Source organism: Planomicrobium sp. MB-3u-38, assembly GCF_002836425.1.
Lineage (GTDB): Bacteria > Bacillota > Bacilli > Bacillales_A > Planococcaceae > Planococcus > Planococcus okeanokoites.
This window is the reverse complement of sequence record NZ_PJBO01000060.1, coordinates 155,150-172,815: the sequence shown is the minus strand read 5'-3', so window position 1 is coordinate 172,815 and position 17,666 is coordinate 155,150. Positions and strand designations below refer to the sequence as shown.

Genomic DNA, 17,666 nt, shown 5'->3' with positions numbered 1-17,666 from the left:
ACTAGGTTATTGAGAAATACACAAGAAAAAAGCGAACGTTTATTCGCGTTCGCATTTTAAATTATATTTTTAAGACCTCTATATTGAGCATATCCGATTTTTGAAAAAGAAAAACGCGCAAAAATAAATTTTGCGCGTTTTTTTAACGTGATAGTGTTCGTATTAAATAATGCAAAGCCAATTTTACGGTACGGATCCGGTTTGTGTTGCGCATTCCGGATAATTGAAGCCTATAGGCATCGCTGCCTGATTCCGAGGAGATGCCGATCCATACAGTGCCAGCCGGCTGACAGCCGTGCGCATCAGGTCCCGCTACTCCCGTCAGGCCGATGCCGAAGTCAGTGCCGAATTTTCTGCGTACATTTTCCGCCATTGCGACAGCTGTTTCTTCGCTGACAACTCCATGCGTTTTAAGCAGTTCTGCATCGATATCGAGCTGGCTGACCTTAATTTCCTCGTTATAAGCAATCACACCGCCTGAAAGGACAGCGCTGGCACCAGGAATAGAGGCCAGTTCTGACTGGAACAGCCCAGCGGTGAGGCTTTCCGCAGCTGAAATCGTCTTGTTCTGCTCTTTCAGCAAATCTACGGCCCGGGATGTCAAGGAATCGTCATCGTAGCCATACAGATATTCACCGACAACATCGAGAATCTCTTTTTTTGTCTCATCAATCAATTTCCAGGCTTCTTCCGCCGTATCTGTTTTCGCTGTAATGCGAAGAGTCACTTCGCTGGCGGATGCCAGAGGTGCAATCGTCGGGTTGGTCTGTTTTACAAGAATATGATCCAACCGGTCTTCAAGTTCCGCTTCCCCTATCCCATAGAAACGGAGAACATGGGAAATGATCACATTTTCCTTGTTAAGCATCCGGACCAACTTCGGTTTCGCCTCGAATTGGAACATCGGCTCTATTTCGTGCGGCGGGCCCGGCAACAGGATATACACCCTGCCTTCATGTATATAAAGCATGCCTGGGGCCATTCCATTTTCGTTGACCAGCACTTCACTGCCTTTTAGGATCAAAGCCTGCTTCCGGTTATTTTCAGTCATCGGACGTTTTGCACGCTCGAAATAGGCTTCAATCGAGTCCATCGCCAATTCATCCATTTCAAGGGTGGTGCCGAGATGCCGCGCAATCGTCTCTTTAGTCAGGTCGTCCTTAGTAGGACCCAGTCCTCCGGAGAAAATGATGAGATCCGCCCGGCTTTCGGCAATCTGGATCGCTTGTTCAAGACGGTCCGGATTATCACCGACAACTGTATGGTAATAAACATTAATCCCGATCTCAGCCAGGTGTCCCGATACAAAACGGGCATTCGTATTTGTAATTTGTCCAAGCAGCAATTCTGAACCGACTGCTATGATTTCTGCATTCATACGGGCACGCACCTTCCATTGATTTCTTAAGAAATTTTATTTGGATGCCAATAAAGCTTTCCGGTTTGCATAGAAATAATCCCAACCGGACCATACTGTGAAAATAAGTGCGATGTAAAGCATGATCATTCCAAATGGAAGGCCGATCAAAGTGAAAATCATATCATATAGAAGCAAAGCGGAAATTGCCAGAATTTGTGCAGTGGTCTTGATTTTGCCAAGGCCGCCAGCTGCAACCACTTCGCCTTCACCGGCCAATACAAGGCGCAGCCCTGTCACAGCGAATTCACGGCTGATGATGATGATGACGATCCACGAAGGCGCAAAACCAAGTTCAACCAGAATAATCAAAGCCGCTGACACAAGCAATTTGTCAGCTAACGGATCAAGGAATTTGCCGAATGTCGTTACCAGATTGTATTTCCGGGCATAGTAGCCGTCAACCCAATCCGTCAATGAAGCAAAAATGAAAATCAAACCTCCGATAAAATGGCTGACAGGCAAAGTGGCACCTAACAGCGTCATTTCGCCCCATCCAAAATCAATAAGCATAAATATCATAAAAACCGGTATTAAAAGAATGCGTGAAACTGTTATTTTATTTGGTATGTTCATAATGCTTCCCCTTCCTTACTTTCAATAAAAATAGCCATCTGTATAGATGGCTATTCAGCGTCTGTAAAATCGATGACAATGTTCTGGGTTGTCAGATCCTGCTGATACTCAATCGGCTCACCGTTCAGCGAGAGTTCCACATTAGGCGCTGCACCAAGGCGCAGCCGTACCTGTGAGGCTTCCGACACATCCAATGTTTCACTTTGTCCAGCCTGCATAGTAGCTGCTGTCATAAGGTTTTCGCCGTTTTCATCAGTGGCGCCAACCCATGAAGGACCAGAAACATCAATAACAAGCTCCCGCTCAGCCGGACCTGTCCACTGGTAAGTAGTAGTTTGGCCTTCTGTTCCAGTAACTGAAATTTCGGTCTCCGGTTCAGCAGGCTCTTCTTCTTCCGGCTGTTCTTCTGCAGCTTCATCTTCTGCAGGTTCTTCTTCCTCTGTTGGTGGAGGGGAGTTTTCAGAAGGGGCTTCGTATTGCAGGCCATCGTCGTTTTCCGTTGCTTCATCGGTTGGATCATTTTCTGCCAGCATATTATAGAAGAACCACATCACAAAAATGATCAATACAATGAATAAAGCGACAATGATCATCGGCATCTTTTCATTTATTCTGCCGGAAGATGATTTCGACATCGACTGCCTGCGTGACCGGGCTGGTGCAGCCATCGGTTTGCTGACTTGCTCTTTCGTCGTTTCCGGCATTTCGGATTTATGCTGTTCAAGCAGTTCATCAGCGTTCAGCCCGACAGCATCAGCATATTGTTTTATAAAAGCGCGAACATAGAATTGACCGGGCATCATGCTGTAATTGCCTTCTTCTATTCCCGCCAGATAGCGTTTCTGTATTTTGGTTACATCCTGAAGATCTTCCAGGCTGTACCCTTTAGCGATTCTCGCTTCTTTCAGGCGAGTACCCATTTCATTCAACACGATCACCTGCCTGCCTAAAAATTAAATCCGCCGCCAAACATATCGTCAGCCTGGCTCTTATCATTCACAAAATTGTTTTTCTCCATCACTTCATAAGTGATTTCCTCATCGGGATGATGGCGCAATTCGATAATATAATCAAAATCCTCGATGCTGTATTCGGATTGCTGTATAAACATGTCCGGATGCTCAACCACTTTAATAGTAGGCATCCGCATCATTTCCCGGACAAGCTGCATATGCCGCTCATCATGTGCACGTCTGGTGACGATGCCATCCAGTATGAAAATATTATTTTCATTGAATTCATCACCCATCAGCTGATTTCTGACAGTCTGCTTGATCATGGTCGATGAAAGGAAAATCCACTTCTTATTGGCACTGACGCTGGCAGCTACGATGGATTCCGTTTTCCCGACCCGTGGCATTCCGCGCAGTCCGACGAGTTTATGGCCTTCCTGTTTGAAAATCTCAGCCATGAAATCGACCAGCAAGCCCAGTTCATCCCTGACAAACCGGAATGTATTCCTGTCATCCGCATCCCGTTGTATGTATCGGCCATGACGAACCGCCAGGATATCGCGTAATTTGGGTTCACGGAATTTGGTCACAGCGATCGTTTCGATCGTGGAGACGATCTGTTCGAAACGTTCAAGCTGAACATCATGCTCCGCGCGCAGAAGCATACCACGGCGTCCCTGGTCGACACCGTTGATTGTGACGATGTTGACGCGCAGCATCCCAAGCAGTGAAGCTATATCTCCCAGCAAACCCGGCCGGTTCACTTGGATTTCGTATTCAAAATACCATTCTCTCATTAAGCGTCCGACCTTTCGCTGTCAATTTCTTATTAATTCCCTATCCTCTATAATAGCTGATTTAATGCTGCAAGAAAAGGGTTCATCAAAAGAATAGGCATTATGGCGCTACATATGCCAGCCGCCGTTTATGCGCAATGTCTGCCCGGTCATGTAATCAGCTTTTCCGCTGACCAGAAAGTCCACCATATCGGCTACGTCCTGAGGTTTGCCGAGCCCCAGCGGAATTTCTTCACGCAGGGATTCAATTTCTTCTTGTGAAAAATCATTATTCATCTTGGTCATGATAAACCCGGGTGCAACGGCGTTGACCCGGGTGCCGGAATAGGCCATTTCTTTGGCATAGGCTTTAACAAAAGCCAATTGTGCGCCTTTAACTGCAGAATAGGCCGTTTCCATGGATGCTCCTATTTCACCCCAGATGGAAGAAATGAAAACTATATAAGTATTGGAATGGCGCTGCAGCTTCGAAGACAGCTGCCGAATGGCCGAAAGCGGATTCTTTACGTGGACCAGCCATAATTTTTCCATGTCTTCATCATGCGTATCCGCCAGCATTTCAACCAGTGCCTGGCCGCTTGCCACAACAATACAGGATACATCAAAAATCTGTCCGGTGAGCTTTTCCGCTCCGTCCGGCAATGAAAGATCCGCCTGGACTGCTGAAAATTCCGATTGCGGGAAGGCATCCCTTAATTGGGACGCCAAATCGTCCACCGGGTTTGTATTCCAGTGAAGATAAAGCGACCAGCCGGATGCCGCAAGCGTCCGTGAAATGCTTTCACCCAATTCACCGGAAGCCCCCATTACAAGGGCGAATTTCTTCACTGTGCTTCCTTCTTATCAGGAGACTGGATAGTGAACACGGATTGCTGGCTTTCCGCACTGACAAGCGAAAACGCTGCCTGCAGGTCAGCTACTTCAATCTCTTCGAGAGTCGGCACAACATCAAAAAGATTCATGCCATTGAATGTATAGCGCGTAAACTGATTGGCGATATATTCGGGAGAATTTAATGCACGCAGGAAAAATCCGATTTTCTTACGGCGCATACGGTCAAGATCAGCCTGCCCAAATGGCCATTTCTCTACAGCATTCGCGATTGTATGTTTTATTTCAGCGGCCAGCGTTTCCGGTTCTGCCGTATCAGATCCGATAATGGCGTAGCCGAAACCGTTCTCCAAGGAATAATCGAACGAATAGGATTCATCGATCCAGTTCTTTTCATATGCATGGTGATAGAAATCGGAAGTGCGGCCAAACAGCAATTCGAATGCCAGCTCTGCTGCCAGTTCATGCTTCAGCATTTCTTCACCCTGCAAATCCATTTTTTCCGGCTTAATGCCGACAAAGACTTTCGGCTTTTGAACACTCATATTCAAAACACGTTCTTTGATCGCCACTTCCAATGGCTCCTCAGGGAAAATCCGTTCGATTTCCTGTGCATCTTCAAACGTTTTACGGTCCTGGTTTTCTTTCACCAGTTTCATCATCTGTTCAGGGTCGACAGCCCCCACCACGAAAAGAACCATATTAGAAGGATGATAGAAAGTATTGTAGCAAGTATATAAATGTTCAGCCGTTATATCCTGTATCGAATCCACAGTTCCCGCGATATCAATTTTAACCGGATGGTTTTTGTACATGTTCTCGATGATGCCGAAATACAGGCGCCAGTCGGGCTGATCATCATACATCGTAATTTCCTGCGCGATGATGCCTTTCTCTTTTTCCACTGTTTGTTCTGTGAAATAAGGTTCCTGGACAAAATCCAGCAGGGTTTCGATGTTTTCATTTATTTGGCCGGTTGCTGAAAACAGGTAAGCTGTCCGGGTAAATGACGTATAGGCATTTGCAGAAGCACCTTGCTTGCTGAACTGCTGGAATATGTCCCCTTCCTCTTTTTCGAACATCTTATGCTCCAGGAAGTGGGCGATGCCATCCGGCACTTTAATCGCTTCTTTTTCTCCTCGCGGTACAAAATGATTGTCAATTGATCCGTATTTAGTAGTGAACGTGGCAAATGTCTTGGAAAAACCTTTCTTGGGCAGGATGAAAACTTCCAGGCCATTTTCCAGTTTTTCGTGGTATAAGGTTTCGTCCAATTGTTCGAATTCCACTTTATGCATCAATTTCACTTTCCTTTCCTGACAGGAAATAAGTCATTTCCAGGCTCAGTTGCTTAGCTGCGTCTGCTATATCTTCTTTTGTGATTTTATTCCATCGGCTGATCAGGTAATCAGGTTCAAAATCCTCTGTCAGTTCCATATACTGGTCATAAATATCGATTTGTCCGCGCGCGGAATCAAGTGCTTCGGTCAATTGATTGGTTAGAAGCGCCTTGGTCTGGCCGAACTCGACATCTGTAATATTTCCTTTTTTAACTTCTTCCAGCTGCTCAAGAATCAGCTTAACCGCTTTTTCCTCAAGTTTACCGTCAATCCCCGCCAGCACAAACATCAAGCCGAACTGGGAAGAATAGGAACTGGATACATAATAAGCCATACTTTCTTTCTCACGGATATTGACGAAAAGTTTTGAGTGGGCATATCCGCCAAAAACGCCGTTCAGCAATTGCATTACCGGAAATTTCTCATCGCGGAAAGTGACAGGACTGAAGAAAGCCATATGCAGTTTACCTTGCTTCATATCCTCGAATTCGGCAACGCGCTGCTGCGCAGGTTTTTCCAGCTCCATGGAAGGTGCCGCCACCGGTTTTTCACGATCGGCAAAATGGAAATAATCACGGACATAATCAGCTATCAATTCCGGCTTCACGTCTCCGACCGCATAGATCTCCACTTCATTGGCTTCGATCATCGTACGGTATTCCTCCATCAGCTTCTCATTTGAGATCTTTTCAACTTCTTCGATTGAACCGTTAGCCGGAATCGAAGCAGGATGTTCCGGCAAAGCAAGATCCATCATCCGCTGTTGGGCGTAACGCGTCTTATCATCAAAAATCGATTCAATTCTTTCCTTGACCGCATTTTTTTCGCGCAGGAAAATCGACTCCTTGAAAAGGCCGTGTTCGGTATTCGGCTTGAACAGCACAAGATACATCAGATTCAAAACTTTTTCCAGAACGCCTTCTTCTGACAAATACTGATCGTTGACTGTTTCGACATTCAAACTGACGATATGTTCATTGCCGCGCTTTGAAGAATCCATGTATAAAGATGTGCCATAAAGGTCGTCCAGCACCATACGCAAAGCCGTATGGGATGGATAGGCTTCATTACTGTGCTGCAGGACATTCGCAAGAATCGACCGGGCCGACGCTTTTTCTTTTGATAATTTATCTTTAAACTTTATTGAAATATTAATGGTTTTGAATTGTGTTGTTTCATTGACGTGAACGTTCACGCCTTTCGCAAGCCTGATAGTTTCAAACATTAATGAATCCCCTCTCATCGTTCATTCTTTTACTATACCGAACCTTTTCCTTTAAATGCAAATAAAGAAAAGCGACGGTGCCCGTCCAGCATCTTAAAGAGAAAGAGCCAATGCAATTATTGCTTTTTGGTATCTTATTGAGAAAGAAAGCTAAAAAATCGATATTCCGCAAAACAGCTCCGCTTTCCTGGTGGCTCGCGCTGAGCTAACTCGGGCTCGTTCCACTTCGCCCGAGTGGATCTCAGCACTTCACTTAGTCACCTGGGAGTCTTCGCTGTTTTACTCCATATCTCAAAGATGCTTTCTAATAAGTAGAAATTTAAACAAGTCAATTAGAAGTGAAAAAACCGACAAACAGATTCTGCATCACACCAAAATGAAGTGGAAGGCGACGAAGGGAAAGATGTGTTCCTGCATCGCTTCGCTTTTACGCCGCAAAGGTTTTTCGTATTTCGAAGCCAGCGCAACGTTGCAGAGACACGAGCACAAGGTATTCGTAACGACTGAAGAAATCAACAGTTTCTCGACAGACTAAAAAAGAGCCGTCGCATTGACGGCTCTTTGGTCTGTATGATTAACGCTCACCTTTGATATAAGGTTTACCGTTCGCTTTCGGCGCGTTCGCCTTGCCGATAAAGCCGGCTAGTGCAAGAATTGTCAGCACATATGGCAATATCAGAAGGAATACATTTGGTATTTCCTGAATGTAAGGAATGGATGAACCAGCGATACTTAATGATTGAGCGAGTCCGAAGAACAAAGCGGCTCCCATCGCACCCAGTGGATGCCATTTCCCGAAGATCATCGCGGCAAGCGCCATGAATCCTTGTCCATTGATTGTGGCATGTCCGAAATCATTGGAAATGGTTTGTGCGTAGATGGCACCGCCGATTCCTGCAAGAGCACCGGAAATCATTACTGCGATATAACGCATTTTTGTTACATTGATCCCCATCGTGTCAGCCGCCATCGGATGTTCACCGACAGCTCTCAAACGGAGTCCGAACGGTGTTTTATAGATGACGAACCAAGCAACGATCGCAACAGCTATCGCAAAGAATGATGTGTTATAGATTGATTTGAAGAACAGATCTCCGATGAATGGAATGTCGGATAATACCGGCACATTATAACGCGCAAAGCGCTCGGTGATGAAATCCGTCTGCCCTTTACCGAAGATTTTTTTAACAAGGTACAGAGATAATGCGATAGCCAGCAAGTTGATGGCAACACCCGACACAACCTGATCCGCGCGGAACGAGATTGAAGCTACTGCGTGGAGCAATGACAGCAATAATGCTGCTACCATTGCCGCTACAAGTGCCAGCCATGGAGTTGCACTGCCGAACGTATCCGCAAAGAACAAATTGAACAGGATGCCGGTAAAGGCACCGATGACCATCAAACCTTCAAGTCCGATATTGACGACACCGGATCTCTCGGAGAATACTCCGCCGATCGCGACAAGAATTAGCGGTGCAGCATAGAATATCGCCGAAGGAACGATGAAATACAAAGCTTCCAGGAAAGTCATATTACTTCGCCTCCTTCTTCTTATTTGCTGCCCGCAGCAACAGTAGGCGGATGATGTAGCCGGAAGCTACGAAGAATATAATTACAGCAATTACAATTTCAACGATTTCCAATGGGATTCCCGCTTCGTTAGGCATATTCAATGCACCATACTTCAGTGAACCGAATAATGTAGCCCCGAAAATAACACCAAGCGGTGTGTTCATTCCCAATAAGGCAACGGCAATCCCATCAAAACCGATTCCCGTGAAACCGCCTTTTGAAGATACATACTCAAATGTACCAAGTGCTTCCATCGATCCTGCCAACCCGGCGAAAGCACCAGAAATGACCATTGCCAGAATGATGTTTTTATTGACGCTCATACCAGCATATTCAGAAGCGTTCTGGTTGAAACCGACCGCTTTTAATTCATAGCCGAGTGTAGTCTTTTCAAGAATCAGCCACATCACACCGACCATGATCAGCGCCAGCAGGATGCCGTAATGCAGACGTGAGAATTCTGTCAGATTCTGAAAGAACTCTGAACGGAGAGATGCACTTGTGAAAATTCGTTCAGTCCGGTCTCCGCCGTCAGATACTGTTTTGATCAAAGCATTCGTTACATGCAATGCGATATAGTTCATCATGATCGTCACTATTACTTCGTGTACACGGAACTTCGCTTTTAATAGGCCCGGTACAAACCCCCATAGCGCACCGGCAACTGCAGCTGCCAAGATTGCCAATGGCAAGTGGATGATTTTCGGCAGTTCTACAGCTACGCCTACATAAGCCGCTGCGAACCAACCGACGATCAATTGCCCTTCAACCCCGATATTGAAAAGTCCAGAGCGGAATGCAAATGCTACAGCAAGACCCGCAAGTAAGTATGGTGTAATTTGACGGAGAGTTTCTCCTATTGTATATAAATCCCCAAAGATTCCATTCCATAAAGCTGTATAGCCTATCAACGGGTTATATCCGCTGACCAGCATGATTATAGCTCCGACCAGCAAGCCCAGAATAACGGAAACAAGGGGGACCAGGATATTGGTGACTCTATTCGACATGCTGATCCTCACCTTCCTTCAATTCGCCTTTTTTATTGTCATCGATTTTATGGCCGGCCATCAACAGCCCGAGCTCCTGCTCCGTTGTTGTTTCCGGAGTCACAATATCAACGATCTCACCATCATGGATGACGGCGATCCGATCCGAGACGTTCATAACTTCATCAAGTTCAAATGAAATCAATAAGACAGCTTTGCCGTTATCGCGCTGTTCAATGAGACGGCTGTGTATGAATTCAATAGCCCCGACATCAAGTCCGCGTGTAGGCAAGGCGGCAATCAAAAGATCCGGATCGCGGTCAACTTCACGTCCGATGATCGCCTTTTGCTGGTTTCCGCCTGAAAGTGAACGGGCCAGTTCATGCGGCCCTTGTGTACGGACGTCAAAGTCAGCAATTATCTGTTTTGCTTTTTCGTTTATTTTGTTGTAGTCAATGATGCCATTTTTGGAGATCGGTGATTTATAGTAAGTTTGAAGTGCAATGTTATGGCCAATCGGGAAATCCAGAACCAGACCATGCTTATGGCGATCCTGCGGAATGTGCCCGACACCTGCTTCAGTCACTTTACGCGGTTTCAATCCGGTAACATCTTTTTCATTGATGAAAATTGTACCGCTTTTCACTTTTCTTAGACCTGTAATGGCTTCGATAAGTTCTGACTGTCCGTTGCCGTCAATTCCTGCAATACCAACAATTTCACCTTTTCGCACATTCAGATTCAAGTTCTTCACTTTCGCGACTCCACGGTAATCAAGAACAACCAAATCACGGATATCCAACACTTCATCTTTAGGGAAGGCAGGACCTTTTTCTGTTTTGAATTCGACCTGGCGGCCAACCATCAGGGAAGCAAGTTCGTTCGGATTTGTATCTGCTGTAACGACTGTCCCAATCCCTTGCCCTTTTCTGATAACAGTGACGCGATCGGATACATCCATGATCTCTTTCAGTTTATGGGTGATGAGAATGATCGATTTTCCTTCTGCGATCAGACGTTTCATGATCTGCACCAATTCAATGATTTCCTGCGGAGTCAAAGAAGCGGTCGGCTCATCGAAAATCAGGATTTCTGCCCCGCGGTAAAGCGTTTTCAATATTTCCACACGCTGCTGCATCCCAACTGAAATATCTTCGATGATTGCGTAAGGATCGACATTCAAACCGTATTGCTCTGATAATACCTGTACTTTATCCGCTGCATCTTTTTTGTTTGTAACACCCATCTTGGTCGGTTCCGATCCAAGGATGATATTCTCTGTAACGGAAAAATTCTCGACCAGCATAAAGTGCTGGTGTACCATTCCAATCCCCAGGTCATTGGCTACGTTTGGGTTTGTGATGTCCACTTTTTTCCCACGGACTCGGATTTCTCCGCCTTCTGGCTGATAAAGACCAAAAAGGACGTTCATCAATGTCGATTTCCCAGCACCATTTTCTCCCAGCAAGGCATGGATTTCACCTTTTTGCAATTGCAGGGTGATGTTGTCATTAGCGACAAAGTTTCCGAACTCTTTTCGGATGTTCAGCATTTCAACAACATATTCCACTGTTTTCACTCCCTCGAAAACTGTTAAATTCTCTTATATTAATTAATACAGGAAAGGTTTCCATATAAAAAACCTTTCATCTATTAATTTTTCTGTAAATTTAGGCGAAAAAAAATCATAAAGACCGGTTGAACCGGTCTTTATGAGAATGACCGTGAAAATTGAAGATTATTCCACAGTTTCTGGAACTGTAATATCACCATCAATAATCTGCTGCTTGAATTCTTCGATTTGCGTCATGATGTCCTCAGGAATAGCTCCACGTGAATCTGCAAGATCGATACCGTCGTCAGCAAGACCGTAAACAACAGTTTCGCCGCCTGGGAATTCTCCGTTCATTGCTTGTTCAGAGATGTTGAAAACTGCGTTGTCAACACGTTTAAGAACTGAAGTCAAAGTGATGTTTGCATCGCCGACTTGTCCTTCGTCATATTGGTCAGAGTCAACTCCGATTACCCAAACGTTTGCGTCTGCATCTGCTTCTTTACGCTCTTTAGCTTCAGTGAATACACCATTTCCAGTTCCGCCGGCAGCGTGGAAGATGATATCAGCTCCGCCTTGGTACATACGGTTTGCAGTAGTTTTACCTAATTCCGCTTTATCAAAAGCACCTGTGTATTGAACATCAACTTCTACGTCAGCATTAGCAGCTTCAACACCTGCAAGGAATCCAGCTTCGAAACGCTCGATTACAGGAATATCCATGCCGCCTACAAATCCGACTTTACCTGTTTCAGTCATAAGAGCAGCCGCAACACCTGCAAGGAAAGCACCTTCTTGTTCTTTGAACAATACGCTAGCAACGTTATCAGCTTCAACTACAGCATCAATGATAGCGATTTGAGCATCTGGCTGTTGTGCAGCGATTTCAGCTACTGCGCCTTCCATCAGGAATCCGATGCCGAAAACGACATCGAAGTCACGGCGGATCAAGTTGTTCAAGTTTGTGTTGTAGTCTGCATCACTTTGTGACTGGAGGTAGTCAAATCCGCCGTCACCTTTTTCAAGTCCGTTCTCTTCACCGAATTTCTGAAGACCTTCCCAAGCTGACTGGTTGAATGATTTGTCATCGACACCGCCGACGTCAGTAACCATTGCTACCGAAAAGTCACTTGTTTCTTCAGTGCCTTCTCCGCCTTCTCCGCCGTTTCCAGTGTCAGTTGAAGAAGTGTCTTCGTCGCTTCCGCAAGCAGCAAGCATTGTACCTGCAGCCAGCATAAGTGAAAGACCTAGACCAAATTTACGTTTTGTCAATGTAATAACCCCCAAGGTTTTTTTGATATTAGCAGGAATAGTTTGTTTTACACACGTTTTCGAACTACATGGAAACTGAATTTATCAGCTCTGAAATAGTTCTTCGAATAAAGCACCACTTGATCGTCTGTATCATAATGGAGCTGTTTTAATACCAACAATGCAGTTTCAGGATCGGTTTCCAAAATCGGAGACGCATCTTCATGGTAGCCGACCGGATCGATATACGTCACTGCATAACTAATATGTGTTTCTCCACTTTCCTCTATTGCGGAGAAAATGGAGCTTTCGGCACGGCCCAGGAAATCTTCCGGCAAAAAGCTGGAAAGAACTTTGTCGATGCAATAAACGACAGGTTCACCATTCGCTGTCCGAACCCTTTCAATTGTAATTACTGAATCTTCAGGATTGCAATGTAAGCGTTTTATATCGTCCTCAGAAGCAAGGCTTTCGGAAGTACTCAGATAAATCGAACCAGGTTCCATACCGGCCTGCCTGATTGTCTCCGAGACACTTGTCAATTGTTCGATCCCTGATGTAAATAAGGGTTTCGGATTAACAAATGTACCGACGCCATGTCTTCTTACTATAATATTATCCTCTTCCAGCAGCCTGAGCGCTTCCCGTAAGGTGGCGCGGCTGACCCCAAGTGTTTTCGCCAATTCGAATTCGGAAGGCAACTTTTCTTTCTCTTTGTATATTCCGGCAGCAATATCCTGCTTCATCCGATCGATCACTTGGAGATACAATGCCCGATGATCCGATTTAATTGTCATACGATTCACCACCAATGACAGAGATCAGACATCTGATGTAAAACATTCCTACTAATCAAAATTACTATAACACTTATTTCCACCGAAATAAATAGTGTTTTGTCGAATTTCGCGAATTTTTCAGTCTGAAGCCTTGTATGATGTGCGTAATATGTCACGAAATTTTTGTTCTTGTTTAATATTCTTCCTGCTTTTGAACTAAAACAGTGCGGGGCTTGCTGCCTTCATAAGGGCCAACCACTCCACGCTGCTCCATTTGATCGATGATCCGGGCAGCGCGGGAATAACCTACACGGAAGCGGCGCTGCAGCATGGATACGGAAGCAGTCTGCATCTCGGTCACCAATTGCACCGCTTCATCATAAATTTCATCCGTTTCATCATCAATGCTGGTTTCTTCCACATCGGATGGAATCATATCCTCCTGATACTGTGCTTTCTGCTGCTCAATGGCAAAGTCGACGATTTTCTCCACTTCACTGTCTGAAAGAAACGCTCCTTGCACCCGAACCGGTTTGGATTGACCGGCCCCCAGAAACAGCATGTCTCCGCGGCCAAGCAATTTCTCTGCTCCACCCATATCCAAAATCGTCCGCGAATCTATGGCGGATGATACCGCGAATGCAATGCGTGATGGAATATTGGCTTTGATAACGCCCGTTATTACGTTGACGCTTGGTCGCTGAGTCGCGATGATCAAGTGGATACCGGCTGCCCGCGCCATTTGTGCCAATCGGGTGATGGCATCTTCCACTTCGTTCGAAGCGACCATCATCAGATCGGCGAGCTCATCGACGATTACGACGATGAATGGCAATTTCGGGTGTTTGTCTTCATTTTCTTCATTAAACACTCTTACATATTCGTTATAGCCTTCGATATTTCTTGTTCCGGTATGGGAGAACAATTCATAACGGCGCTCCATTTCAGATACGATTTTCTTCAATGCCTGCGCTGCTTTGCGCGGATCGGTTACGACCGGCGCCAATAGATGCGGAATGCCATTATAGACATTCAGCTCAACCATTTTTGGGTCAATCATCATCATTTTCACTTCGTGAGGTTTTGCACGCATGATAATACTTGTGATAATGCCGTTGATACAAACTGATTTCCCGCTCCCGGTCGAACCTGCTACAAGCAGATGGGGCATCTTATTCAGTTCTGTCATGACCGCTTGTCCTGTGACGTCACGTCCCAGACCGAAGAGCAGTTTAGAATCCGGTTTATTGTTTTCTTCTGATTCCAGTACTTCACGCAGGCTGACGACTGCCACTGTGGAGTTCGGAACTTCGATGCCAATGGCGGATTTGCCTGGAATCGGAGCTTCAATCCGGATATCTCTTGCAGCGAGGGCAAGTGCCAAATCATCGTGCAGGCTGACAATTTTACTGACTTTCACGCCGGTGTCAGGCAAGACTTCATATTTTGTGACAGCAGGTCCCAAATGCACTTGCGTCACTTTCGCCCGCACGCCAAAACTCTGGAATGTTTTCTCCAGTTTTTTTGCATTCTTCTGGATGCCGGAATATTCCCCGCTTTGATCACTGTGCGGCGGCAGCGTAAGAAGGTCGATTGGCGGCAGCTGGTACTCCTCGTTTTCCATTTCTTCCGCTGTCGTCAGCAATTGCACTTCCCCGGATGAATCTGATTCTTCGGTTTTCGGCTCCACTTGTTTTAAAGGTTCCGCCTGTTTCGGTTTCACATTTTCAGTAAATGCCGAAATGATCGGTTCCTGCGGTGTTTCCATATAAACCGAATCATCTGTGTAATCATAAGAATTTGTGTTGGCATCTTCATCGTAGGACTGGATCTCCTCTTGGGTGCCACTCGCTTCTTCTGCTCTATTATTGGGTTTAGCTTTCTTGCTTTTATTCGCGGGACGGCTGAACCGCTGCCCGATTGACTGTAAAACAGGGCGGAAACTCGGAACTTTTTCAGCGATGAATGGTGCTGCCACTTTTCCTGTCAGTATAATCATTCCGATGGACAGCAGAATTAACGCAATTATCCAGGTGCCGGCTGTTTCAAACAGCACATGCATCATCGCATACAGCATAGCACCCACAATTCCACCGCCAACAGCCGTATATTCGGTCCAGATGGTGCCGCTGACCTGAATCGAATTAACAGTTTCCCCCATCACGTTTGCGGAAGTGATCGGCAAAATCGAACCTGCTGCCCAAATCAGATGGCAAATGAGGAAGACGCCGGTCATCAAAAAGAGGGTCCCTATCGTCTTGCGGAATTGCGGCTTTGGCCATGTCCGCCTTACCATGATGAAAACCGCTAGGGCCACCAGCACCAGAGGTATCAGAAAGGCCAGATAGCCTGTCAGATACTCGGCGGTATTATAGAATAACCGTCCCACTCTCCCTAACTGGAATGCCATCAAGGCAGCTATGCCCAGCATCACGATGCCGAAAATTTCAAAATAGACGGCTGGCATCTGTTGATTATTCTTTTTCTTGGCTTTCGGTTTTACAGTCTTCTTCTTTTTCTTTTTCAACTCACTGCGAGGCATTTCGTTCCCCCATTTCCTATGTAATCGAAAAAGGATTTCCCCCGATAGTTCGGTATGGAAATCCTTTTCCTTTTTCTCTATCTTAATATTCCATAATAATCGGGATGATCATTGGACGGCGTTTCGTTTGCTGGAACAGATAGGAATTCAATGTGTCCCGAATTTCCTGTTTAATGTTATTCCATTCGAATGTATCTCGCGCTACATATTTTTCAACGACTTTTGTCACCAATTTCGCCGATTCATCCATCAGCTCTTCCGATTCGCGTACATAAACGAATCCGCGGGATATCATTTCCGGACCGGAAGCAATTTTCTTCTGTTTGCGGTTCAAGGTTACAACGACAATGAAAATGCCATCCTGTGAAAGCAATTTACGGTCGCGCAGGACGATATTCCCGACATCACCGATTCCGATGCCGTCGATTAACACATTTCCTGCCGTCACTCTTCCGCTCATGCGGACTTTGCCTGCTTTATATTCCACGATATCCCCTTTATCGGCGATAAAGATTTCGGATTTGTGCAAACCGACCTGCTGAGCCAATTTGGAATGGGCAATCAGCATTTTGTATTCTCCCTGGATCGGGATGAAATACTTCGGCTTCATCATGTTCAGCATCATTTTCAAGTCTTCCTGGCTGCCGTGGCCGGATACGTGGACTTTTTTACTGGATGTCAGCACATGCGCGCCGGCTTTAGCCAGTTTGTTCATCGTTTGATACATTGGAACTTCCATTCCCGGTGATGGGGTGAAAGTGATCAGCACCGTATCCGTCTCTTTGATGCGGACGTCTTTATGCTGCTTGCGCACCATTTTATCCAAAGCTTCCAATGGTTCCCCCTGGTTGCCTGTAACGATGATGACAATTTCTTCGTCTCGATGGTCATCCAGTTCTTTCAGGGAGATCACTGTATCTTCACCGGCGTCCAAATAGCCGAGGCGAACACCGACTTCATAGCTGCTTTCAAGACTTTTCCCTACTACTGCAACTTTTTTGCCGGTTGCCCGGGCAATATCGAAAACCTGCTGGATGCGGATGAAGTTTGATGAATAAAGCGACACCAATATTCTCCCTTCCGCTTTACGGAATTCTGATTGAAGATGGTCGGCAACAACTATTTCGGAAGTCGTGTAGCCAGGGCGTTCCGCTTCAGTGGAATCGGACAATAGCATAAGTACGCCATCTTCGCCCAATTTAGCCATTTTAGCGATATCCGGACGGTAACTGCCTTTAGCCGACTGGTCGAACTTAAATTCGCCTGTATGGACAATGGCACCTTCGGAAGTATGGAAAACGATGCCAATCGCATCAGGTATGCTGTGTGTCGTATGGAAGAACGTCACATGCGTTGTGTCAAAATTCATACGGCTTTTGTTTGTCACTTCGAAAAATTTCACTTGTTTCAAAGATCCCTGTTCTTTAACATGTTCTTTTGCAAGGCCGATCGTCAATTTCGAACCATAGACAGGAGCCTGCACTTTCTTCAGCAAATAGGCGATGGAGCCAATTGCGTCTTCATGGCCGTGTGTAAGGAAAATCCCTTTGACACGGTCCTTGTTCTCTTCCAGATACGTTACATCCGGAATGACGATATCCACTCCGAGCATTTCATCTTCCGGGAACATCAATCCGCTGTCGACCACAAAAATATCTTCGTCGATTTCAATAACGTACATTGCTTTGCCGATTTCTCCGACGCCGCCTAAAGGTATTACTCTGATGATTTCATTTTTAATTTTACTCAATTTATTTCCTCCTAAAAAAATTCGCCCGTACACATCCATAAAATTCATTATACGGGAATTGAACTTAACAGTCCAAAGAAAAAATAAAC

Annotated in this window: 14 protein-coding genes; all 14 read right to left on the bottom strand. The window is 45.6% G+C overall.

What is annotated here, in order from left to right; translation table 11 throughout:
• Window positions 1–142 precede the first annotated feature (142 nt).
• Window positions 143–1,378 (bottom strand): competence/damage-inducible protein A, encoded by a 1,236-nt coding sequence (locus CXF70_RS11960; protein WP_101802858.1) that lies wholly within the window; start codon window positions 1,376–1,378, stop codon window positions 143–145.
• 36 nt (window positions 1,379–1,414) lie between these two features.
• Entirely contained in the window at window positions 1,415–1,993 is a 579-nt protein-coding gene (gene pgsA, locus CXF70_RS11955) for a CDP-diacylglycerol--glycerol-3-phosphate 3-phosphatidyltransferase (protein WP_101802857.1), read from the bottom strand.
• A 50-nt stretch (window positions 1,994–2,043) separates the two neighbouring features.
• Window positions 2,044–2,925 carry a helix-turn-helix domain-containing protein gene (locus CXF70_RS11950; RefSeq protein WP_233208627.1) on the bottom strand — a complete coding sequence of 294 codons (882 nt, stop codon included), beginning with the start codon at window positions 2,923–2,925 and terminating at the stop codon, window positions 2,044–2,046.
• A gap of 14 nt (window positions 2,926–2,939) precedes the next feature.
• Window positions 2,940–3,743 (bottom strand): YmfK family protein, encoded by an 804-nt coding sequence (locus CXF70_RS11945; RefSeq protein ID WP_084245354.1) that lies wholly within the window; start codon window positions 3,741–3,743, stop codon window positions 2,940–2,942.
• A gap of 108 nt (window positions 3,744–3,851) precedes the next feature.
• Window positions 3,852–4,571 carry an elongation factor P 5-aminopentanone reductase gene (ymfI, locus tag CXF70_RS11940; RefSeq protein ID WP_101802856.1) on the bottom strand — a complete coding sequence of 240 codons (720 nt, stop codon included), beginning with the start codon at window positions 4,569–4,571 and terminating at the stop codon, window positions 3,852–3,854.
• On the bottom strand, window positions 4,568–5,872 hold the full coding sequence (yfmH, locus tag CXF70_RS11935) for an EF-P 5-aminopentanol modification-associated protein YfmH (protein WP_084245350.1): 1,305 nt from the start codon (window positions 5,870–5,872) through the stop codon (window positions 4,568–4,570). The genes ymfI and yfmH overlap by 4 nt, the downstream gene beginning before the upstream one ends.
• Window positions 5,865–7,139, bottom strand: coding sequence for an EF-P 5-aminopentanol modification-associated protein YfmF (gene yfmF / locus CXF70_RS11930; protein ID WP_084245348.1), 1,275 nt, complete (start codon window positions 7,137–7,139; stop codon window positions 5,865–5,867). Before yfmF ends, yfmH begins: the two co-directional genes overlap by 8 nt.
• Window positions 7,140–7,713: 574 nt before the next feature.
• Entirely contained in the window at window positions 7,714–8,673 is a 960-nt protein-coding gene (locus CXF70_RS11925) for an ABC transporter permease (RefSeq protein ID WP_084245346.1), read from the bottom strand.
• 1 nt (window position 8,674) lies between these two features.
• Window positions 8,675–9,724 carry an ABC transporter permease gene (locus tag CXF70_RS11920; RefSeq protein ID WP_101802855.1) on the bottom strand — a complete coding sequence of 350 codons (1,050 nt, stop codon included), beginning with the start codon at window positions 9,722–9,724 and terminating at the stop codon, window positions 8,675–8,677.
• Window positions 9,714–11,273: an ABC transporter ATP-binding protein gene (locus CXF70_RS11915; protein ID WP_101802854.1), complete on the bottom strand. Its 1,560-nt coding sequence runs from the start codon at window positions 11,271–11,273 to the stop codon at window positions 9,714–9,716. The genes CXF70_RS11920 and CXF70_RS11915 overlap by 11 nt, the downstream gene beginning before the upstream one ends.
• 168 nt (window positions 11,274–11,441) lie before the next feature.
• Entirely contained in the window at window positions 11,442–12,527 is a 1,086-nt protein-coding gene (locus tag CXF70_RS11910) for a BMP family lipoprotein (protein WP_084245340.1), read from the bottom strand.
• Window positions 12,528–12,574: 47 nt separating this feature from the next.
• The gene (locus CXF70_RS11905) at window positions 12,575–13,303 is read right to left on the bottom strand and encodes a GntR family transcriptional regulator (RefSeq protein ID WP_084245338.1); all 729 of its coding nucleotides are present in this window, start codon (window positions 13,301–13,303) and stop codon (window positions 12,575–12,577) included.
• A gap of 175 nt (window positions 13,304–13,478) precedes the next feature.
• The gene (locus CXF70_RS11900; protein ID WP_101802853.1) at window positions 13,479–15,827 is read right to left on the bottom strand and encodes an FtsK/SpoIIIE family DNA translocase; all 2,349 of its coding nucleotides are present in this window, start codon (window positions 15,825–15,827) and stop codon (window positions 13,479–13,481) included.
• An 82-nt stretch (window positions 15,828–15,909) separates the two neighbouring features.
• On the bottom strand, window positions 15,910–17,577 hold the full coding sequence (locus CXF70_RS11895) for a ribonuclease J (protein ID WP_101802852.1): 1,668 nt from the start codon (window positions 17,575–17,577) through the stop codon (window positions 15,910–15,912).
• Window positions 17,578–17,666 lie beyond the last annotated feature (89 nt).

What these genes read in the sequence shown, in the direction of transcription:
- CXF70_RS11960 (WP_101802858.1), bottom strand. Translation starts at nt 1,378, where the DNA reads ATGAATGCAGAAATCATAGCAGTCGGTTCAGAATTGCTGCTTGGACAA.
- pgsA (WP_101802857.1), bottom strand. Translation starts at nt 1,993, where the DNA reads ATGAACATACCAAATAAAATAACAGTTTCACGCATTCTTTTAATACCG.
- CXF70_RS11945 (WP_084245354.1), bottom strand. Translation starts at nt 3,743, where the DNA reads ATGAGAGAATGGTATTTTGAATACGAAATCCAAGTGAACCGGCCGGGT.
- yfmH (WP_084245350.1), bottom strand. Translation starts at nt 5,872, where the DNA reads ATGCATAAAGTGGAATTCGAACAATTGGACGAAACCTTATACCACGAA.
- yfmF (WP_084245348.1), bottom strand. Translation starts at nt 7,139, where the DNA reads ATGTTTGAAACTATCAGGCTTGCGAAAGGCGTGAACGTTCACGTCAAT.
- CXF70_RS11925 (WP_084245346.1), bottom strand. Translation starts at nt 8,673, where the DNA reads ATGACTTTCCTGGAAGCTTTGTATTTCATCGTTCCTTCGGCGATATTC.
- CXF70_RS11920 (WP_101802855.1), bottom strand. Translation starts at nt 9,724, where the DNA reads ATGTCGAATAGAGTCACCAATATCCTGGTCCCCCTTGTTTCCGTTATT.
- CXF70_RS11905 (WP_084245338.1), bottom strand. Translation starts at nt 13,303, where the DNA reads ATGACAATTAAATCGGATCATCGGGCATTGTATCTCCAAGTGATCGAT.
- CXF70_RS11900 (WP_101802853.1), bottom strand. Translation starts at nt 15,827, where the DNA reads ATGCCTCGCAGTGAGTTGAAAAAGAAAAAGAAGAAGACTGTAAAACCG.